Annotated in this window: 17 protein-coding genes; 13 read left to right on the top strand and 4 right to left on the bottom strand. The window is 67.1% G+C overall.

The window, feature by feature from the left end; translation table 11 throughout:
• The first annotated feature begins 302 nt into the window (after positions 1 to 302).
• From JQX08_RS04790 to JQX08_RS04830, 9 genes are all read left to right on the top strand, one after another.
• The gene (locus JQX08_RS04790) at positions 303 to 959 is read left to right on the top strand and encodes an alpha/beta hydrolase (protein ID WP_204915103.1); all 657 of its coding nucleotides are present in this window, start codon (positions 303 to 305) and stop codon (positions 957 to 959) included.
• A gap of 29 nt (positions 960 to 988) precedes the next feature.
• On the top strand, positions 989 to 2,896 hold the full coding sequence (locus tag JQX08_RS04795) for an acyl-CoA synthetase (RefSeq protein ID WP_204915104.1): 1,908 nt from the start codon (positions 989 to 991) through the stop codon (positions 2,894 to 2,896).
• A 205-nt stretch (positions 2,897 to 3,101) separates the two neighbouring features.
• Complete coding sequence (locus tag JQX08_RS04800) at positions 3,102 to 4,040, top strand: GGDEF domain-containing protein (RefSeq protein WP_204915105.1); 939 nt, start codon at positions 3,102 to 3,104, stop codon at positions 4,038 to 4,040.
• Positions 4,041 to 4,393: 353 nt separating this feature from the next.
• On the top strand, positions 4,394 to 5,557 hold the full coding sequence (locus JQX08_RS04805; protein ID WP_204915106.1) for a dipeptidase: 1,164 nt from the start codon (positions 4,394 to 4,396) through the stop codon (positions 5,555 to 5,557).
• A gap of 112 nt (positions 5,558 to 5,669) precedes the next feature.
• Complete coding sequence (gene rhlB / locus JQX08_RS04810) at positions 5,670 to 7,139, top strand: ATP-dependent RNA helicase RhlB (protein ID WP_204915107.1); 1,470 nt, start codon at positions 5,670 to 5,672, stop codon at positions 7,137 to 7,139.
• Positions 7,140 to 7,354: 215 nt separating this feature from the next.
• A complete protein-coding gene (locus JQX08_RS04815) occupies positions 7,355 to 8,395 on the top strand; it encodes a DUF2157 domain-containing protein (protein WP_204915108.1) in 1,041 nt (346 codons plus the stop codon).
• A gap of 110 nt (positions 8,396 to 8,505) precedes the next feature.
• Positions 8,506 to 9,459, top strand: coding sequence for an ornithine cyclodeaminase family protein (locus tag JQX08_RS04820; protein ID WP_204915109.1), 954 nt, complete (start codon positions 8,506 to 8,508; stop codon positions 9,457 to 9,459).
• Between the two features lie 15 nt (positions 9,460 to 9,474).
• Entirely contained in the window at positions 9,475 to 10,599 is a 1,125-nt protein-coding gene (locus JQX08_RS04825) for an FAD-dependent oxidoreductase (RefSeq protein WP_204915336.1), read from the top strand.
• A gap of 73 nt (positions 10,600 to 10,672) precedes the next feature.
• Positions 10,673 to 11,302, top strand: a complete 630-nt coding sequence (locus JQX08_RS04830) for a helix-turn-helix transcriptional regulator (RefSeq protein WP_204915110.1) — start codon at positions 10,673 to 10,675, stop codon at positions 11,300 to 11,302.
• A 60-nt stretch (positions 11,303 to 11,362) separates the two neighbouring features.
• Here JQX08_RS04830 and JQX08_RS04835 read toward each other — a convergent pair whose 3' ends face one another.
• On the bottom strand, positions 11,363 to 12,139 hold the full coding sequence (locus JQX08_RS04835) for an ABC transporter substrate-binding protein (RefSeq protein WP_204915111.1): 777 nt from the start codon (positions 12,137 to 12,139) through the stop codon (positions 11,363 to 11,365).
• 309 nt (positions 12,140 to 12,448) lie between these two features.
• On the opposite strand from JQX08_RS04835, the gene JQX08_RS04840 reads away from it, so the two are divergent.
• Complete coding sequence (locus tag JQX08_RS04840; RefSeq protein ID WP_204915112.1) at positions 12,449 to 12,619, top strand: hypothetical protein; 171 nt, start codon at positions 12,449 to 12,451, stop codon at positions 12,617 to 12,619.
• A gap of 10 nt (positions 12,620 to 12,629) precedes the next feature.
• On the opposite strand, the gene moaE is transcribed toward JQX08_RS04840, so the two are convergent.
• The 3 genes from moaE to moaC are packed head-to-tail and all read right to left on the bottom strand — an operon-like array spanning position 12,630 to position 13,803.
• On the bottom strand, positions 12,630 to 13,079 hold the full coding sequence (moaE, locus tag JQX08_RS04845; RefSeq protein ID WP_204915113.1) for a molybdopterin synthase catalytic subunit MoaE: 450 nt from the start codon (positions 13,077 to 13,079) through the stop codon (positions 12,630 to 12,632).
• Positions 13,080 to 13,081: 2 nt separating this feature from the next.
• Positions 13,082 to 13,330 carry a MoaD/ThiS family protein gene (locus tag JQX08_RS04850; RefSeq protein ID WP_204915114.1) on the bottom strand — a complete coding sequence of 83 codons (249 nt, stop codon included), beginning with the start codon at positions 13,328 to 13,330 and terminating at the stop codon, positions 13,082 to 13,084.
• Positions 13,327 to 13,803 carry a cyclic pyranopterin monophosphate synthase MoaC gene (gene moaC / locus JQX08_RS04855; RefSeq protein WP_204915115.1) on the bottom strand — a complete coding sequence of 159 codons (477 nt, stop codon included), beginning with the start codon at positions 13,801 to 13,803 and terminating at the stop codon, positions 13,327 to 13,329. The genes JQX08_RS04850 and moaC overlap by 4 nt, the downstream gene beginning before the upstream one ends.
• Positions 13,804 to 13,961: 158 nt before the next feature.
• On the opposite strand from moaC, the gene JQX08_RS04860 reads away from it, so the two are divergent.
• The 3 genes from JQX08_RS04860 to JQX08_RS04870 all read left to right on the top strand — a co-directional run bounded on the left by JQX08_RS04860 (position 13,962) and on the right by JQX08_RS04870 (position 17,993).
• A complete protein-coding gene (locus JQX08_RS04860; RefSeq protein ID WP_204915337.1) occupies positions 13,962 to 14,498 on the top strand; it encodes a sigma-70 family RNA polymerase sigma factor in 537 nt (178 codons plus the stop codon).
• Positions 14,495 to 15,460: a FecR family protein gene (locus tag JQX08_RS04865; RefSeq protein WP_204915116.1), complete on the top strand. Its 966-nt coding sequence runs from the start codon at positions 14,495 to 14,497 to the stop codon at positions 15,458 to 15,460. Before JQX08_RS04860 ends, JQX08_RS04865 begins: the two co-directional genes overlap by 4 nt.
• Before the next feature lie 76 nt (positions 15,461 to 15,536).
• Positions 15,537 to 17,993: a TonB-dependent siderophore receptor gene (locus JQX08_RS04870; RefSeq protein ID WP_204915117.1), complete on the top strand. Its 2,457-nt coding sequence runs from the start codon at positions 15,537 to 15,539 to the stop codon at positions 17,991 to 17,993.
• Positions 17,994 to 18,092: the final 99 nt, after the last annotated feature.

Here is an 18,092-nt window from a genome sequence, read left to right on the forward strand (position 1 = left end):
CAAGCCTAGTTGGCGATGCGCCAGCAGGCCAAAAAACGCCTTCCGTCCATTGGTCGAACGTGCGGAAAGCGGTACCGCACCGGCACGTGCTGCCCTGCTGCGACACCTGTTACGGTGTCGGCACGCCAGCCTGCGCGGCGCGGGGTTAATAGCAAGTGGCGTACCATCCACGTGCTTTAGCCCGCTTTTTCCCGGGTCAATAGGCAAACTTGTAACCTTGCGACATCTTGTTCACGTATCCACCTCCGCCCTGCGCCGCCCCTGATCCATTCGAGGGCAAGCGCACCGCCTTGGAGCCTGCCATGAGCGACACCTTGATACTTCAGCCCACACTTCCCGCCGATGCGTGTGTCATCTGGCTGCACGGCCTGGGCGCCGATCGCTACGATTTCCTGCCGGTGGCCGAAGCCCTGCAGGAACGCCTGTACAGCACCCGCTTCGTCCTGCCGCAGGCGCCGACCCGCGCGGTGACCATTAACGGCGGCTACGCCATGCCGAGCTGGTACGACATCCTCGCCATGAGCCCGGCGCGGGCAATCGACCAGGCCCAGCTCGAGGACTCGGCGCAGCGCGTGATCGGCCTGATCGAGGCGGAGCGCGACAGCGGCATCGACCCGAAGCGCATCTTCCTCGCCGGCTTCTCGCAGGGCGGCGCGGTGGTGCTGCACACCGCGCTGCTGCGCTGGCAGGGCCCGCTCGGCGGGGTACTGGCGCTGTCCACCTACGCACCGACGTTCCGCGACGACCTGGCCTTCGCCGACAACAAAAAGCAACTTCCGGTTTACTGTTTGCATGGCACATTCGACGACGTCGTGCCGCCCGCCATGGGCCGCGCCGCGTACGACTGCCTGATCGCCCAGGGTGTCCCGGCTACCTGGCAGGATTACCCGATGGCCCACGAGGTGCTGCCCGAGCAAGTGCGCGATATCTGCGCCTGGCTGGTCACCCACCTGGGCTGAGTCCAGCGTAGAGAAGGCCATTGCTCACCATGAACCAGACCGCCGTGCCCGCCATCGGTTCGCTGCGCGACACCGAATCGATCGAACGCATCCCGCTGCAGGACCGCGACATGCCGTCCAGCACCTACGAGTTGCTGCGCCGCAGTGCCGAACGCCACGCCGACGCCACCGCGCTGACCTTCCTGCTGCAGGGCACCGCCGAGGAGACGCCGTATCGGCTCAGCTACGCCGAGCTGTTCGCCAAGGTCACCCAGGCCGCCAACGCCTTCCACCGCCTCGGCGTGCGCCCGGACAACGCGGTGTCGTTCCTGCTGCCCAACCTGCCGCACACCCACTTCACCCTGTGGGGTGGCGAGGCGGCCGGCATCGTCAACGCGATCAACCCGCTGCTCGATGCCGAGCACATCGCCGAGCTGGTGCACGCCTCGAATTCCAAGGTGCTGGTTACCCTGGCGCCGTTCCCCGGCACCGACCTGTGGGACAAGGTGGAGAGCCTGCGCGGCCAATTGCCCGAGCTGAATGCAGTGGTCGTGGTGGATATGGCCAACTACCTGCCCGAGCCGCAGCGCAGTGCGCTCAAGGCGCAACGCGGCGCGCTGCCGGCCGGCGTGCTGGACTTCGACGAGTTGATCGCCGCCTGCCCGGCCGATCACCTGGAAAGCGGCCGCGTGATCCAGGCCGACGACCTCGCCTCCTACTTCCACACCGGCGGCACCACCGGCACGCCCAAGCTGGCCCCGCACACTCACCGCAACGAAGTGGCGATGGCGATGATCCTCGCCTACGCGATCAACTTCAGCGAACACGACATCACCCTCTGCGGCCTGCCGCTGTTCCACGTCAACGGCGTGATGGTCACCGGCCTGGCGCCGTTCTTCGTCGGTGCCGAAGTGCTGCTGGCCACGCCACAGGGCTACCGCAACAGCAACCTGATCCATAACTTCTGGACGCTCATCGAGCGCTACCGGGTGACCTTCTTCAGCGGCGTGCCGACCATCTATGCCGGCCTGCTCCAGGTGCCGAGCGACGGCCACGACCTGTCCAGCCTGCGCTACGCGCTGTGCGGCGCCGCGCCGATGCCGGTCGAGCTGATCCGCCAGTTCGAGGCCAAGACCGGGGTGAAGATCATCGAAGGCTACGGCCTCACCGAGGGCACGTGCGGCAGCTGCGGCAACCCGCCGGCCGGCGAGCGACGCCCCGGCTCGATCGGCATCCGCATGCCCTACTGCGAGGTGAAGATCGCCGTGCTCGACGACGCCGGGCGCTACCTGCGCGACGCCGCACGCAACGAGATCGGCAACGTGGTGCTACGTGGCATCACGGTGTTCAACGGCTACCTGCCAGCGAGCAAGAACGCCGGCATCTTCGTCGACGGCGACTGGTTCAACACCGGCGACCTCGGCCGCATGGACGCCAACGGCTACATCTGGCTGACCGGGCGCAGCAAGGACCTGATCATTCGCGGCGGCCACAACATCGACCCGCAGATGATCGAGGAAGCGCTGCACAAGCACCCGGCGGTGGCCATGGCGGCGGCGGTCGGCAAGCCCGACGAGAAGGCCGGCGAGCTGCCGGTGGTCTACGTGCAGCTCAAGCCGGGCGTCGCGGTCAGCGAAGCGGAACTGATCGCGCACGCCGCAGCGCACGTCAGCGAGCCGCCGGCGGTGCCCAAGGAAGTGTGGATCATCGACGCCATCCCGCTCACCGCGGTCGGCAAGACCTTCAAGCCGGCGCTGCGCCACGACGCCATCCGCCGCACTTTCGAAGCGCACCTGGCGGGCATCGACCCGGCGATCCGCGTCGAAGTCGGCGCCGACGACCGCTATGGCCAGCTGGCGCGCATCCTGGTGACGGGCCTGAGCGCCGAACGCCGGGCCCAAATCGAGCGCAAGCTGGCCGGTTTCGCCGTGCGCAGCGAAGTGGTCGCCCTCGACTGAGGCTGCAGGCCACGCCCGGCGCGGGGCCGGCCGCGGCCAATGCGACTGTTCGGGACCATCCGGCGACCGCTGGTCGCGTTTCATCCAGATAGAGGATTGCCGGCGCTCGCGCGCACGAATACTGTCAGGACTGGTATGCCTCAACGACAGGGAGTGTTCGTGATGCCCTGGCTACCCCGCACCGGCCCGTGAGATCGCCTTCGTCATGAAAACCATGGAATGGCAGGAAGATCTGCAGCAGTTACGCCATTTGCGGCTCTTCGACAAAGTGGCGGCGAGCATCCTCGTGCAGCTGCTCAAGGAGTTCCGCGCCTGCGAGCTGGATAGCGACGAGGTGTTGCTGTCGCCGTTCAATCGCAATCAGCATCTCTACTTGTTGCTCTCCGGCGAGCTCAAGGTCTATCTCGGATCGCTGGACAACCAGCCGGTGAGCACCGTCGAGCCCGGCGAATGCGTCGGCGAGATCAGCTTCATCGACAACGAATTCCCTTCCGCCTACGTGGTCGCCACCCAGCCGTGCAGCGTGCTGCGCCTGCACCGCGAATCGCTGGTCAAGCTGCTCGCGCAGTCGCCGCAGATTCTGCAGAACCTCCTCGAGCTGCTCTGCGAGCGCGTGCGCCAAGGCAACCGGATCATTCTCGACAGCGAGCAAAACGCCAACATCGACACCCTCACCGGCAGCTTCAACCGCCGCTGGCTGGAGCATGTGTTCGAGCGCGAGAACACCCGCTGCGCCTTCAACGGCCAGCCGATGAGCATGCTGATGCTCGACGTCGACCACTTCAAACCCTACAACGACCAGCATGGTCATCTGGCCGGCGACTACGCGCTGTGCATGGTCGCCCACACCCTGCGCAGCCAATTACGACCGAAGGACAGCCTGGTGCGCTACGGCGGCGAGGAGTTCGTCATCCTGCTGCCGGAAATCGACGCCGAAGAAGCGCGCAGCATCGGCGAACGGCTGCGCGCGAGCCTCGAGCAGATCGCCAACTTCTATTCGCCGGTCGGCATCCTGCCCGGCGTCACCGTGTCCATCGGGCTGTCGCAGAACAAGCCCAAGGACAGCCTGCAAAGCCTGATCGCCCGCGCCGACCGCGCCCTCTATCAGGCCAAGCAAAGGGGCCGTAACTGCCTCTGCGGCTAAAAATGTGCCGATAGCGGCTGCGCCACAGCGATACTGCGTCGCGCGGTGCTCGAAATCCTCATGAACAACAGTTCATTGCGGTTTCTGCGCTCCGGGCTTCTTGTCTCGCTGCGCCTCGCTCGCCATCCATCACATTTTTCATCCTTACTGACCGCACCAAGCCCGTAGGATGGGTTGAGACGCGCAGCGCCGATACCCATCGCGTCGCTGGCGATGGGTATCGCTTCGCTCAACCCATCCTACAGTCGCAGCTGCGCCAACGCTGCGGGCTCACCGCCTGATGCCACCTTGCAGGGGAAAAGCCGCAAACAGGTCTGTTAGAGTCGGCGCATAACAACAACATGGATGTCGCCATGCGCAAGCTCCCGCTGATTCTCGCCCTGCTCGTCGTCATCGGCCTGGGCGTGTTCTTCACCCTGCCGTCGCTGCTCGATCGGCAGATGAACACCGTCGAGACGCCGCCGCCCTACCCGGTCGGCCAGCCGGCGCAACAGCTGCACAAACGCCTGTTCGTCGCCGATCTGCACGACGATGCGCTGCTCTGGCAACGCGACCTGCTCAAGCGTCACGACTTCGGCCACACCGACCTGCCGCGCCTGCTCGAAGGCGGCGTTGCCCTGCAGGTGTTTTCCACCGTCACCAAGACCCCGCGCAACCTCAACTACGACCACAACGGCAGCGACAGCGACAACATCACCCTGCTGGTGATGGCCCAGCGCTGGCCGCCGGCGACCTGGAACAGCCTACTGCAGCGCGCGCTGTACCAGAGCGAGCGCCTGCACCAAGCGGCCGCCGCCAGCAACGGAAAGCTGACCCTGATCAACACCCGCCAGCAGCTCGCCGAATTCATCAGCGCCTGGCAGCGCGACCCGCAGCGCCTGGCCGGGGTGCTCGCCACCGAAGGCCTGCACCCGCTCGAAGGCCGCCTGGAGAATGTCGACCGCCTGTACGACGCGGGCTTTCGCATCACCGGGCTGACCCACTTCTTCGACAACGAGATCGGCGGCTCCGCCCACGGCCTGGAACAGGGCGGCCTGACCCCGTTCGGCCGCCGCGTGGTCGCCCGTCTGGAAGCCAAAGGCATGCTCATCGACCTGGCGCACGCCTCCAAGGCGCTGATCGACGACGTGCTGAGCGTTGCCACCCGTCCGCTGCTGGTCTCCCACACCGGCGTCGAGGGCACCTGCCCCGGACCGCGCAACCTCAGCGACCGGCACATCCAGCGCATCGCCGCGACCGGCGGGGTGATCGGCATCGGCTACTGGGACGCCGCGGTGTGCGAGACCTCGGTGGCGGCGATCGTCAAGGCGATCCGCTACACCGCCGACAAGATCGGCGTCGAGCACGTCGCCCTGGGCTCGGACTTCGACGGCACCATCCACGCCCCGTTCGACACCACCGGCCTGGCGCGCCTGACCGAAGGCCTGCAACAAGCCGGCTTCAGCGAAACGGACATCGCCGCGATCATGGGCGGCAACGTCCAGCGCCTGCTGCTGGCCAATCTGCCGGAGCGCTGAGCGGGCGCCGCAGCACCCCGCTCGCACGGCGGGGTGCGCAACATTTCGCCGCACTGGCATCTTGCTTTACACTGGCGCCCGTTCATTCCTTAACCAACCTGAAGAGATTCCCGTGCTCAAAGCACTCAAGAAGATGTTCGGCAAGGGCCCTGGCGACGAGTCCGTGCCAACGACGCCGGGTGAAGCGCCCGCCGTTGCACGCGAAACCCGCAGCCCCGCGCCGAAAACCGACAAGCCTGCCCGCCCGAGCAAGCCGCGTGCAGAGCAAGCCGACGCGGAGAGCAAACCGCGCGCCGACAAGGCTCCCGCCGACAAACCGAAGACCGACAAACCGCGCCGCGAGCGCCCGGCCAAGCCGCCGGTGAGCACCTGGAAGCTGGAAGACTTCGTGGTCGAGCCGCAGGAAGGCAAGTCCCGCTTCCACGATTTCCCCCTGGCGCCCGAGCTGATGCACGCGCTGCAGGACCTCGGTTTCCCCTACTGCACCCCGATCCAGGCCGGCGTACTGGGCTTTACCCTCAAGGGCCAGGACGCCATCGGTCGGGCACAGACCGGTACCGGCAAGACCGCCGCGTTCCTCATCTCGATCATCACCCAGCTGCTGCAGACCCGTCCGCCGCAGGAACGCTACATGGGTGAGCCGCGCGCGCTGGTGATCGCCCCGACCCGCGAACTGGTGGTACAGATCGCCAAGGACGCCCAGGCGCTGACCAAGTACACCGGTCTCAACGTGATGAGCTTCGTCGGAGGCATGGACTTCGACAAGCAGCTCAAGCAACTCGAATCGCGCTTCTGCGACATCCTGGTGGCCACCCCGGGCCGCCTGCTGGACTTCAACCAGCGCGGCGAAGTGCACCTGGACATGGTCGAGGTGATGGTCCTCGACGAAGCCGACCGCATGCTCGACATGGGCTTCATCCCGCAGGTCCGCCAGATCATCCGGCAGACTCCGCCGAAGTCCGAACGGCAGACCCTGCTGTTCTCCGCGACCTTCACCGACGACGTGATGAACCTCGCCAAGCAGTGGACCACCAACCCGGCGATCGTCGAGATCGAGCCGGAGAATGTCGCCAGCGAGACCGTCGAACAGCACGTCTACGCGGTGGCCGGCAGCGACAAGTACAAGCTGCTGTACAACCTGATCATGCAGAACGACTGGACCCGCGTGATGGTCTTCGCCAACCGCAAGGATGAAGTGCGGCGCATCGAGGAGCGTCTGGTGCGGGATGGCGTCAGCGCCGCGCAGATGTCCGGCGACGTGCCGCAACACAAGCGCATCAAGACCCTCGAAGGCTTCCGCGCCGGGCATATCCGTGTGTTGGTGGCCACCGACGTGGCCGGGCGCGGCATCCACATCGATGGCATCAGCCACGTGATCAACTTCACCCTGCCGGAAGTGCCGGACGACTACGTGCACCGCATCGGCCGCACCGGCCGCGCCGGGGCCAGCGGCACCTCGATCAGCTTCGCCGGCGAGGACGATGCCTTCGCCCTACCGCCGATCGAGGAGCTGCTGGGTCGCAAGATCAACTGCGAGTACCCGCCGGCCGAGCTGCTCAAATCGGTGCCACGCAAGCACTGATCGACCGTCAGCGGACAGAAGGCGAAGCGCGAGCTTCGCCTTTTTTGTGTCCGCTCACCCGACGCCGCCCGGCTGGCCTTGCGCCAGAACCGCCTGGATTCTCGCCTGCGCGGGAATGACGGGGGGTAAGTTCGCCAGCTGTACGGTATCCCCGTGGCGGCGGCAATCCAGCGCACCGCCGCCTGCTACGCTCACCCGGGAAATGGAGATCCCCCATGACGTTCAAACTCGACGCCGACGACCTTGCCCGCGCGGTCAGCGCCGGCGTGCTGCAGCCCGGCCAGGACCAGCGCCTGCTGGAGTTCCTGCGCCAGCAACCGGAAACCCGCGCCAGCTTCCAGCTCGCCCACATCGCCTACTACTTCGGCGCGCTGCTGATCATGGCGGCGCTCGGTTGGCTGCTCACCGAGGCGTGGATGCAGATCGGCGACTTCGCGCTGCTGGTGATCGCGCTGGCCTACATGGGCCTGTTCCTGCTCGCCGGGCGCAGCCTGTGGCAGCGCGGTCAGCAGATTCCCGGCGGCCTGCTCGGTGCGGTGGCGGTGAGCCTGACGCCGCTGGCGGTGTTCGCCGCACAACGGCTGACCGGCCTGTGGCCGCTGGACGACGGGCAGAGCGACTACCACGACTACTACGTCTACGTGCGCGGCGGCTGGCTGGCGATGGAGGCCGCGACGGTGCTGGTCGGCCTGCTGGTGCTGCGCCTGCTGCCGTTCCCGTTCATCGTCATGCCGATCGCCGTGGCGCTGTGGTTCATGTCCATGGACCTCACCGAACTGGTGTTCGGCGGCATCCTCAACTGGGACACGCGGCGCTGGGTGTCGCTGTGGTTCGGCCTGGCGCTGCTGCTCGTCAGCCTGCTGGTCGACGGCCGCAGCAAGCGCGACTTCGCCTTCTGGGGCTACCTGGCCGGGCTGCTGGCGTTCTGGGGCGGGCTGAGTCTGATGGACAGCGGCAGCCAACTGGGCAAGGCGCTGTACTGCCTGATCAACCTCGGCCTGATGGGTTGCGCGGTGGCGCTGCGCCGCCCGGTGTTCATGGTGTTCGGCGCCCTCGGCGTGGCCGGCTACCTCGGCTACCTGTCCTACGAGGTGTTCCGCGACTCGCTGCTGTTCCCCATCGTGCTGACCCTGATCGGCCTGGCGGTGATCGGCCTCGGCCTGGCCTACCAGAAACGCCGCGACGCGCTCACCCAACGCCTGCGCCAGCAGCTGCCGGACAGCCTGCTGCGCTACCTGCCGGCCTTGCAACGCTGACACTTATACCCAGGCGTCATTCGCGTACAGCTCGGCCGCCGCGGGTTGCCGGAATAAACTTTAAAGTCCAGTATGGACAAATTAGTTTATCCCGCACCCCGGAGGCCTCCATGTCCAGCTCCCTTCCCTATGTACTCCAGCACGCCGAGATCGAGCGCCTGCTCGCCCAGGTCGACGTGCTGGCGGCAATGCGTCAGATGTTCCAGGCCCTGGCCAGCGGCCAGGCCGTTCAGCCGGCGCAGCAGCTGGTCGAGTTCCCCGGCGGCGGCGACTTCATCAACTACCTCGGCGTGCTGGCCACCGAGCGCGTCTACGGGGTGAAGACCTCGCCCTACCTGCCGCGTCCGCAAGGCGCGCTGGTCACCGCCTGGACCCTGCTGATGTCGATGGACAGTGGCCAGCCGCTGCTGCTCTGCGACGCCCACCGCCTGACCACCGCGCGCACCGCGGCGACCACCGCGCTGGCGGTCGACGAACTGGCGCCGGCCAGCGCCAAGCGCCTGGCGATCATCGGCAGCGGCGCGGTGGCGCGCGCCCACCTGCAGCACGTACGCGGCCTGCGCGACTGGCAGAGCATTCAGCTGTATTCGCCGAGCCTGGCCAGCCTGGGCGCCGCCGAGCGCGACGCCTGGCACGCCGCCGACCCGCGCCTGGCGTTCAGCGCCAGCCTCGAGCAGGCGGTGGCCGACGCCGAGGTGATCCTGCTGTGCACCTCCTCGGCCCAGCCGGTGCTCGATCCACTCAGCCTCGGCCGCGCCGTGCTGGTCACCTCGATCAGCACCAACGCGCCGCGCGCCCATGAAGTGCCGCCGGCCAGCCTGGCCGGCATGGACGTCTACTGCGACTACCGAGCAACCACCCCCGGCTCGGCCGGCGAGATGCTGTTCGCCGCCGAACAGGGCTGGAGCCGTGACGCCATTCGCGGCGACCTGCCGGAACTGGTCAGCGGCCGCGCAGCCAAACCGGACTACCAGCGCCCGGTGTTCTTCCGCTCGATCGGCCTCGGTCTGGAGGACATGGCCCTGGCCCATGCCCTGTACCAGCTCCACCAGGCGAACCAGTGAGTGAGCGCCATGAGCATCCAGCACGCAGACTTCCTGATCATCGGCGCCGGCATTGCCGGCGCTTCCACCGGCTACTTCCTCGCCCCGCACGGCAAGGTCATCGCCGTGGAGCGCGAGAGCCAGCCGGGCTACCACTCCACCGGGCGCTCCGCCGCGCTGTACACCGTGGCCTACGGCACGCCGCAGGTGCGCGCCCTGACCGCCGCCAGCCGCGCCTTCTACGACACGCCGCCGACCAGCTTCAGCGAACACCAGCTGCTCAGCCCGCGCGGCGAGCTGGTGGTCGACTTCGCCGGTGATCCGGCGGAGCTGCAGCGCCAGTTCGACAGCGGCCGCGCCAGCGTGCCGGAGATGCGCCTGCTCGACGCCGCCGAAGCCTGTGCCCTGGTCCCGGTGCTGCGCCAGGAGCTGATCCACGGCGCGATGTACGACCCCAGCGCCGCCGACATCGACACCGATGCGCTGCACCAGGGCTACCTGCGCGGCATCCGCCAACACGGCGGGGAAATCCACTGCGCCCGCGAGGTGCTCAGCATCGCCAGGACCGCCGATGGCTGGCAGGTGCGCTGCGGCGAACAGCTGTACTGCGCGCCGGTGCTGATCAACGCCGCCGGCGGCTGGGCCGACCAGCTCGCCGCGCTCGCCGGGGTCGCACCGATCGGCCTGCAGCCCAAGCGCCGCGCGGCCTTCACCTTCGCCGCGCCGGACGGCGTGGACAGTCACGCCTGGCCCTGCGTGGTCAGCCTCGACGAGTCGTTCTACTTCAAGCCGGACGCCGGCCTGCTGCTCGGCTCGCCGGCCAACGCCGATCCGGTGGCGCCGCACGACGTGCAGCCCGAAGAACTGGACATCGCCACCGGCATTTACCAGATCGAGGAACACACCCACTTGCACATCCGCCGCCCGCAGCACAGCTGGGCCGGACTGCGCTCGTTCGTCGCCGACGGCGACCTGGTCGGTGGCTACGACACCCAGGTCGAGGGCTTCTTCTGGGTCGCCGGGCAAGGCGGCTACGGCATCCAGACCTCCGCGGCGATGGGCCAGGCCTGCGCCGCGCTGATCCGCCGCCAGCCGCTGCCCGAGCACCTGAGCGCATTCGGCCTGAGCGCCGCGCTGCTCTCCCCCGCACGCCTGGGATGACGCCAGCGGCCGTCATGCGGCACACTCGCTGCGCCCCATTCGCGGGGCGCCACCGTTGTCTGGAGCCTTGCCGATGAAGCCATCCCCCGCCGCCGACCTGGATAACTTCCGTGCCGTCGCCGACGCGATCGCCACGCTGTTCTTCCCGCATGCCGAGGTGGTGCTGCACGACCTGCGCACGCAGAAGATCGATCACATCGCCAACAACCTGTCCAAGCGCGCGGTCGGCGACGACGCGGCGCTGGAAGACCTGCTCAGCGAGGAGGTCAGCGAGCGCAACATCGGCCCCTACGAGAAGCTCAACTGGGACGGCCAGAAGATCCGCTCGATGAGCACGGTGCTGCGCAACGCGCAGGGCACGCCGGTCGCGGTGCTGTGCATCAACCTGAACATCTCGCTGTTCGAGACCGCCAAGCAGGCCCTCGACCTGTTCCTCTCCTCCAGCAAGCTGATTCCCCAGCCCGACGCACTGTTCCGCGACGACTGGCAGGAACGCATCAACACCTTCCTGCACAGCTGGCTGCGCCAGCGCCAGCTGGGCCTCAACCTGCTGACCCGCGAGCACAAGCGCGAACTGGTTCTGGCGCTGCACGCCGAGGGTGCGTTCAAGGGCAAGAGTGCCGCCAACTATGTGGCCAACGTGCTGAACATGGGCCGCGCCACGGTGTACAAGCACCTCAAGGAGCTCAAGGCCGAGGTCTAGCGCCGGGCCGAAGGCAATAAAAAAGCCGCGCAGTGCGCGGCTTTTTCATGGGCGGGACCGTCAGTCGCCGTAGATGTCGTTCTTGAAGTACTTGCTCTGGATCGCCTGGTACTTGCCATTGGCGCGGATCGCGTCGATCGCCGCGTTGAGGCTGCTGACCAGCTCGCCGTTGCCCTTGCGCACCGCGATGCCGGCACCCTCGCCGAAGTACTGCGGGTCCTTGAATTCCGGACCGACGAAGGCGAAGCCCTGGCCACGCGGGGTGTCGAGGAAGCCGAATTGCAGCGGAATCGAGTCGGCGAAGGTGCCGTCCAGGCGCCCGGCGATCAAGTCCAGGTAGATCTCGTCCTGACTGGTGTAGCGCACGATGGTCGCGCCGGCCTTGGCCAGCACTTCGCTGGCGAAGCGGTCGGCGGTGGAGCCGCGCTGCACACCGATGTTCTTGCCCTTCAGCTGGCTGAACTGCTCGTCGAGCTGCGCGCCCTGCTTCATCACCAGGCGGCCCGGGGTGAAGTAGTACTTGTGGGTGAAGTCCACCGAGCGCTTGCGCTCCTCGGTGATGGTGATCGACGACAGCGCGGCGTCGATCTTGCGCACCTTCAGCGATGGAATCAGGCCGTCGTATTCCTGCTCGACCCACTGGCACTTGCGCTGCATCTGCTCGCACAGCGCGTTGCCGATGTCGTAGTCGAAGCCCTCGATGCCATTCGGGGTCTTGTAGGCGAACGGCGGATAGGCTGCCTCGATGCCGATGCGCAGCGGCTGCTCGTCAGCGTAGGACAGGGTGGCAGCCAACAGGCCGAGGGCGAGACTACCGAGCAGTGCGAGTTTCTTCATGGTGCAACTCCCGAGTGCGAATGAACGTCCGCTGGCGGTGCACGGCGGACGGGTACGGAGGGCGAGGAATGGGCATGGCAGAAACGAACAGCCAGAGCTGGCTGGAAGGCGGAACGGCTGGGCGGATGCAGGGGCAACGTGATCATGGCGGGCCGCGTCTTGTACTTATATGTCCATCCTGGACTTATTCGTACACACCGTCAACACACGTACAGCGCGCGTTGATCGGCCACGCCTTGATCCAGGTCAGCGCACTCAGGCGACCAACGGCTAGGCTGCAAGCAAGACCTTTGCAAACGGAGATGCCACATGGATTTGGTGCACACCACGTTGCTGTTGCTGGTCGTGGGTTTTCTGCTGCTCGGCATCGGCTTCGAACGCCGCGAGCATGAATGGGGGGTACGCCTGATGGGCGCGGGAGCGGTGCTGATCCTGGTTCCCGCGGTGCTGAAGATCTACCTGACCCTGCAGCTGCTGTAGCGCCGGCTGCCTACTTCCAGCGCTCGGCGGCGGCCTGATCGCTGCAGCGGCCTTCGACCCAGCGCGGGCCGTCGGCGGTGTCTTCCTTCTTCCAGAACGGCGCGCGGGTCTTCAGGTAATCCATGATGAAGTTGCAGGCGTCGAACGCCGCCTGCCGATGTGCGCTGGCGGTGCCGACGAACACGATCGGCTCGCCCGGCTCGAGGCGGCCGATGCGATGCAGAATCTCGACCTTGAGCAGCGGCCAGCGCGCCTCGGCCTCGCCGACGATCTTTGCCAGCGCCTTCTCGGTCATCCCCGGATAGTGCTCGAGGAGCATCCCGGAGACCTCCTGGCCGTCATTGAAATCGCGTACGTAACCGACGAAGCCGACCACCGCGCCCACCCCGACATGCGCGGCATGCATGGCGTTGAGCTCGACGCCGGGATCGAACGGGGCCTGCTGGACACGCACGCTCATGTTCAGCCTCCGGTGACCGTGGGGAAGAACGCGACCTCGTCGCCGTCCGCCAGGGCTTCGTCGAGGCTGCACAGTTCCTGATTGCGCGCGCACATCAGGTTCTGCTCGCCGAGCACCGCCCACACGCCGCCGCGCGCGAGCAGGTGCCGGCGCAGGTCGTCGAGGCTGGCGAACTCGGCCGTCCAGTGCAGCTGCTCGCCGTCGAGACCGAGCGCCTCGCGGTAGCGGGCGAAGTACTGCACGCGAATCATGGCGCGTCCCCGGCCTGGTAGTGGCCGCTCTTGCCGCCGAGTTTTTCCAGCAGGCGCACCGCTTCGATGACCATGCCGCGATCGACCGCCTTGCACATGTCATAGATGGTCAGCGCGGCGACGCTGGCGGCGGTCAGCGCCTCCATCTCCACCCCGGTCTGCCCGGCCAGCTTGCAGCGCGCCTGGATGCGCACAGCGTCCTCGCCGTCGGCTTGCAGCTCGACCTTGACGCTGGTGAGCATCAGCGGGTGGCACAGCGGGATCAGGTCGGCGGTCTTCTTCGCCGCCTGGATGCCGGCGATGCGCGCCACGGCGAACACGTCGCCCTTGGGGTGGGCGCCGTCGACGATCATGCGTAGGGTTTCCGGACGCATGCGCACGCGCGCTTCGGCCACCGCCTCACGGGACGTCACCGCCTTGTCGGTGACATCGACCATGTTGGCGCGGCCTTGGGAATCGAGATGGGTCAGCACAGCAAGTCTCCTCGGGCGGGCCGTTGAGCAACCCGCGTCGAGTGGATTGTATACAAAAAAATCACCCTGGCGGCGAGCACCGTCCAGCGGCACTGGCCATTGTCTGGCCAGCGCTTCTCCCTTATATTGCGAATGATTCGCAAGTGATAACTGTCGCCATGCCGCCGATTCCGCCACCCTGCCCGCCCAGCCTCGACGCCGCCAGCGTCGGCGAGCTCTATGTCGAGCACAACGGCTGGCTGACCGGCTGGCTGCGCAAGCGCCTAGGCTGTTCGCAGAACGCCGCCGACGTGGCGCAGGACACCTTCGTGCGCATCCTCGCGACCCGCGAACAGCTCGGCCTGCGTGAGCCGAAGGCGTTCCTCGCCACCGTGGCGCGCCGCCTGTTGATCGATCGCGCGCGGCGTCGGGCGATCGAGCAGGCCTACCTCGACGAGTTGCAGTACCTGGCCGAATCCCTCGACGGCTTCCCCTCCGCCGAACAGGTGGCCGCTGCGGTGGAAGCCCTCGAGCAGATCGCCGAGGCGCTGCAGGGGCTGGCCAGCAAGGCGCGCCAGGCGTTCCTGTGGCGCCAGCTGGACGGTTTGAGCCACGCCGAGATCGCCGCACGCCTCGGCGTGTCCACCAAGATGGTGCAGAAATACCTGGTCCAGGCCCTGCTGCACTGCCACCGCCGCCTCGAGGACCCCGCATGAGCCGCCCCGCCGACGCCGTACTCGAGCAGGCCGCCGAATGGCTGGTGCGTCTGGAGGCCGAGCCGCAGTGCCGCCGCGAGTTCGACAACTGGCAGCGCAGCGACCCGCGGCACGCCGCGGCGATCGCCAGCCTGCAGGGCGTGCTGGCGCGTTTTCAGAGCCTCCCCGCGGCGCCAACACATTCCGCGCTGGGCGCCGCGCACCGTCTGGAACGCCGTCGCAGCGTCAAGCGCTCGGCCGGCAGCGCGTTGCTGGCGCTGGCCCTGGCGGTGCCGCTGGCGCTGTTCCTGAGGAGCAACCCGCCGAGCTACCTGCTCGCCGACCTGCGCACCGCCAGCGGCGAGTGGCACAGCACGCAGCTGGAAGATGGCTCGCGGATCAGCCTGATGGGCCACTCGGCGGTGGACCTGCGCTTCGTCGCCCGGCAACGCACCCTGCACCTCGAACAGGGCGGCATCCTCGTCGATGTCGCCGCCGACGCCGGACGGCCGTTCGTGGTGCAGACCGAACACGGCAGCATCCGCGCGCTGGGCACCCGTTTCGTGGTCGAGAAACGCGACCAGGCGACCTGGCTGACCATGCTGGAATCCAAGGTCGAAGTGCGCAGCGCTACCGATGGCCGCACCACCCAGGTGGTCGCCGGCCAGCGCCTGCGCCTGGATGCGCGCGGCTTCGGTACGCCGGAGAGCATCGATGCGGGCGCCTTCGAGCAGGCCTGGCGCCAGCACCAGCTGGTGGTCCAGGATCGCCCGCTGCCGGAAGTGCTGGCGCTGCTCGCCGAGCAGCATGCCGGGCACCTCAGCTACGACGCCGACGCGCTCGGCGGGCTGCGGGTTTCCGCGGTGTTGCCGCTCGACGAGCCGGACCGCGCCCTGCGCCTGCTGAGCCGCAGCTTCCCGATCAGGCTGCAGCAGTTCACGCCGTGGCTGGTGCGGGTCGCCCCCGCCAGCGCTGCCAAATAAAAATTATTCCCAGGTGGTTCCAGTTTGCATTTCAGGCCCGTCCTGAAAGGCATAAGTCCATGAAACAGGAACCGCCATGTACGCCCCTTCGATGCCTCGACGCCTTTCACCGCTGGCCCTCGCCCTGCAGCTCGGCCTCGCCACCGCGCTCGCCAGCCACTGCCTGCCGCTGCTGGCGCAGAGCGAAGCCCGCCAGTTCGACATTCCCGCCGGGCCGCTGGGCGACGCGCTGAACCGCTACGCCACCCAGGCCGGTGTGGCGATCTCCTTCGACGCCGGCCAGGTGCGCGGCCTGCGCTCGCCAGGTCTGCACGGCAGCTTCGGCGTCGATGCAGGCTTCGCCCGCCTGCTGCAAGGCAGCGGCCTGATGGCTCGGCCGAGCGCCGACGGCTACATGCTCGAAGCGCTGCCCAGCGACGCCGCGCTGACCCTCGAGGCGACCAACATCAACGGAAGCGCCAGCCGCTACGGCGACGCGCCGGACGTCGGCTACGTGCCGAGCACCAGCCGCAGCGCGACCAAGACCGGCACGCCGCTGGTCGAGATTCCGCAGTCGATCTCGGTGATCACCCGCGCGCAGATGGACGCGCAGAACGCCCAGACCGTCAGCCAGGCGCTGCGCTACGTGCCCGGCGTGCGGGTGGAAACCTACGGCACCGATCCGAAGGGCTACGACTGGCTGAACATCCGCGGCTTCAACGCCCAGGCCACCAGCGACTACCGCGACGGTCTCAAGCAGCTCAGCAACAGCTACAGCTTCTTCCGCACCGAACCCTATGCGCTGGAACGCATCGACGTGGTGCGCGGCCCGTCCTCCAGCCTGTTCGGCATGGGCGACGCCGGCGGCATCATCAACCGGGTGAGCAAGGTGCCGACTGCCGAGGGCGTCCACCAGGTGGAGCTGCAGGCTGGCAACAACGACCACTGGCAGGGCCAGTTCGACCTCGGCGACCGCCTCGACGCGGACGGCGAATACCTCTACCGGGTGATCGGCGTGGCGCGCGATGCCAACACCCAGTTCGATTACAGCGACGGTCACGAGGTGCGCGACGACCGCCTATACCTCGCCCCGTCCTTCACCTGGGCGCCGGACGAAGACACCAGCCTGACCCTGCTGGCCGACTTCCTGCACGATCGCAGCGGCGGCACCATCTCGGTCTACACCCCGAGCTACGGCCACGCCAGCGACACCCTGCTCGGCGACCATTCGTTCAACCACTCCGACCAGGAGCAGTACAGCCTCGGCTACCAGTTCCGCCATCGCTTCAACGACATGGCCGAATTCCGCCAGAACCTGCGCTACGGCCAGGTCGACTTCATCCTCAACAACCTGCAGCCGCAGGGCACCGTGACCCAGCTCGGCCTGGCCGGTTTCCTGCCGTCGTCGATGGCCAACTATATGGTTCGCCAGCCGAAGCGCTTCGACGAACACTTCCAGGCCTTCACCGTCGACAACCAACTGCAGCTCGACTTCGACACCTACGGCATCGGTCACACCCTGCTCACTGGCGTCGACTACGCGCGCAGTGACGCCGACGTGAAGCGCACCTTCATTCCGCTGCAGACCGCTTTCCTCGGCCAACTGGCACCGCTGCTGCTGAACCCGCTGAACCCGCAGTACGGCATCAACGTCAACCGCCCGACCGTGCGCCAGGTCGACTACGACCAGACCATCGAGCAGACCGGCGTCTACGCCCAGGACCAGCTGAAGTTCGACGAGCACTGGCTGCTCACTGCCGGCGGCCGCTACGACGAAGTGCGCGTGGAGACCGACAACTACCTGGTGCCGAGCGGTTCCGGCACGGTGAAAAAGCACGCCTTTACCGGCCGCGCCGGGCTCACCTACCTGACCGACTTCGGCCTGGCGCCGTACGTCAGCTACGCCGAGTCGTTCACCCCGAATGCCGGGGTGGTGGCCAACAACGTCACCGAGATCGCCCTCGATCCCAGCGAGGCCAAGCAGTGGGAAGCCGGCGTGAAATACCAGCCGACCGACCGCGTGCTGCTCACCGCCGCCTGGTTCGACATCACCAAGAACAACGTGCCGTCCTACCGGCCGGTGACCTTCGAGCTGACCTCGGAAGGTGAAGTGCGCTCCAAGGGCCTGGAACTGGAAGCGCGGGTGAAGCTCGCCGACGCCTGGGACCTGCTCGCCTCCTACACCTACAACGATGTGGAGATCACCAAGAGCGCCAACGCCAACAAGGGCAACCGGCCGATGCAGACGCCGAAGAACATGGCTTCGAGCTGGCTGAACTACAGCTTCCTCGACGGTAGCCTGCGTGGCCTGAGCATCGGCGGCGGCGCCCGCTATGTGGGCTCGACCTTCGGCGACGACGCCAACAACTTCGCAGTCGACAGCTACACGCTGTTCGACGCGGCCGTCAGCTACCGTCTGGACAACCACATCACCCTGTCGCTGAACGCGCAAAACCTGCTCGACGAGGAGTACGTGGCGAGCTGTGACAGCATCAACAGCTGCTACCCGGGCGACTCGCGCACGGTGCTCGGCAGCGTCAAGTACGACTGGTAATCCCCTCAGCGCTGCCACATGCGTGGCAGCGAATTCCCGGTTGGCGCGACGACAAGCCTAGCTATTCTCATTTGAGAAGAATTACCATCCGCACCTCGA

The sequence above is a fragment of the Zestomonas insulae genome (genome assembly GCF_016901015.1).
In the GTDB taxonomy this organism is placed as follows: Bacteria; Pseudomonadota; Gammaproteobacteria; order Pseudomonadales; family Pseudomonadaceae; genus Aquipseudomonas; species Aquipseudomonas insulae.

Coding starts and splice junctions, on each gene's coding strand:
- JQX08_RS04850 (WP_204915114.1), bottom strand. CDS start 13,330: ATGATTCGCGTGCAGTACTTCGCCCGCTACCGCGAGGCGCTCGGTCTC.
- JQX08_RS04870 (WP_204915117.1), top strand. CDS start 15,537: ATGTACGCCCCTTCGATGCCTCGACGCCTTTCACCGCTGGCCCTCGCC.
- JQX08_RS04820 (WP_204915109.1), top strand. CDS start 8,506: ATGTCCAGCTCCCTTCCCTATGTACTCCAGCACGCCGAGATCGAGCGC.
- JQX08_RS04860 (WP_204915337.1), top strand. CDS start 13,962: ATGCCGCCGATTCCGCCACCCTGCCCGCCCAGCCTCGACGCCGCCAGC.
- JQX08_RS04865 (WP_204915116.1), top strand. CDS start 14,495: ATGAGCCGCCCCGCCGACGCCGTACTCGAGCAGGCCGCCGAATGGCTG.
- JQX08_RS04795 (WP_204915104.1), top strand. CDS start 989: ATGAACCAGACCGCCGTGCCCGCCATCGGTTCGCTGCGCGACACCGAA.
- moaE (WP_204915113.1), bottom strand. CDS start 13,079: ATGAGCGTGCGTGTCCAGCAGGCCCCGTTCGATCCCGGCGTCGAGCTC.
- JQX08_RS04800 (WP_204915105.1), top strand. CDS start 3,102: ATGAAAACCATGGAATGGCAGGAAGATCTGCAGCAGTTACGCCATTTG.
- JQX08_RS04840 (WP_204915112.1), top strand. CDS start 12,449: ATGGATTTGGTGCACACCACGTTGCTGTTGCTGGTCGTGGGTTTTCTG.
- JQX08_RS04805 (WP_204915106.1), top strand. CDS start 4,394: ATGCGCAAGCTCCCGCTGATTCTCGCCCTGCTCGTCGTCATCGGCCTG.
- JQX08_RS04835 (WP_204915111.1), bottom strand. CDS start 12,139: ATGAAGAAACTCGCACTGCTCGGTAGTCTCGCCCTCGGCCTGTTGGCT.
- JQX08_RS04790 (WP_204915103.1), top strand. CDS start 303: ATGAGCGACACCTTGATACTTCAGCCCACACTTCCCGCCGATGCGTGT.
- JQX08_RS04830 (WP_204915110.1), top strand. CDS start 10,673: ATGAAGCCATCCCCCGCCGCCGACCTGGATAACTTCCGTGCCGTCGCC.
- JQX08_RS04815 (WP_204915108.1), top strand. CDS start 7,355: ATGACGTTCAAACTCGACGCCGACGACCTTGCCCGCGCGGTCAGCGCC.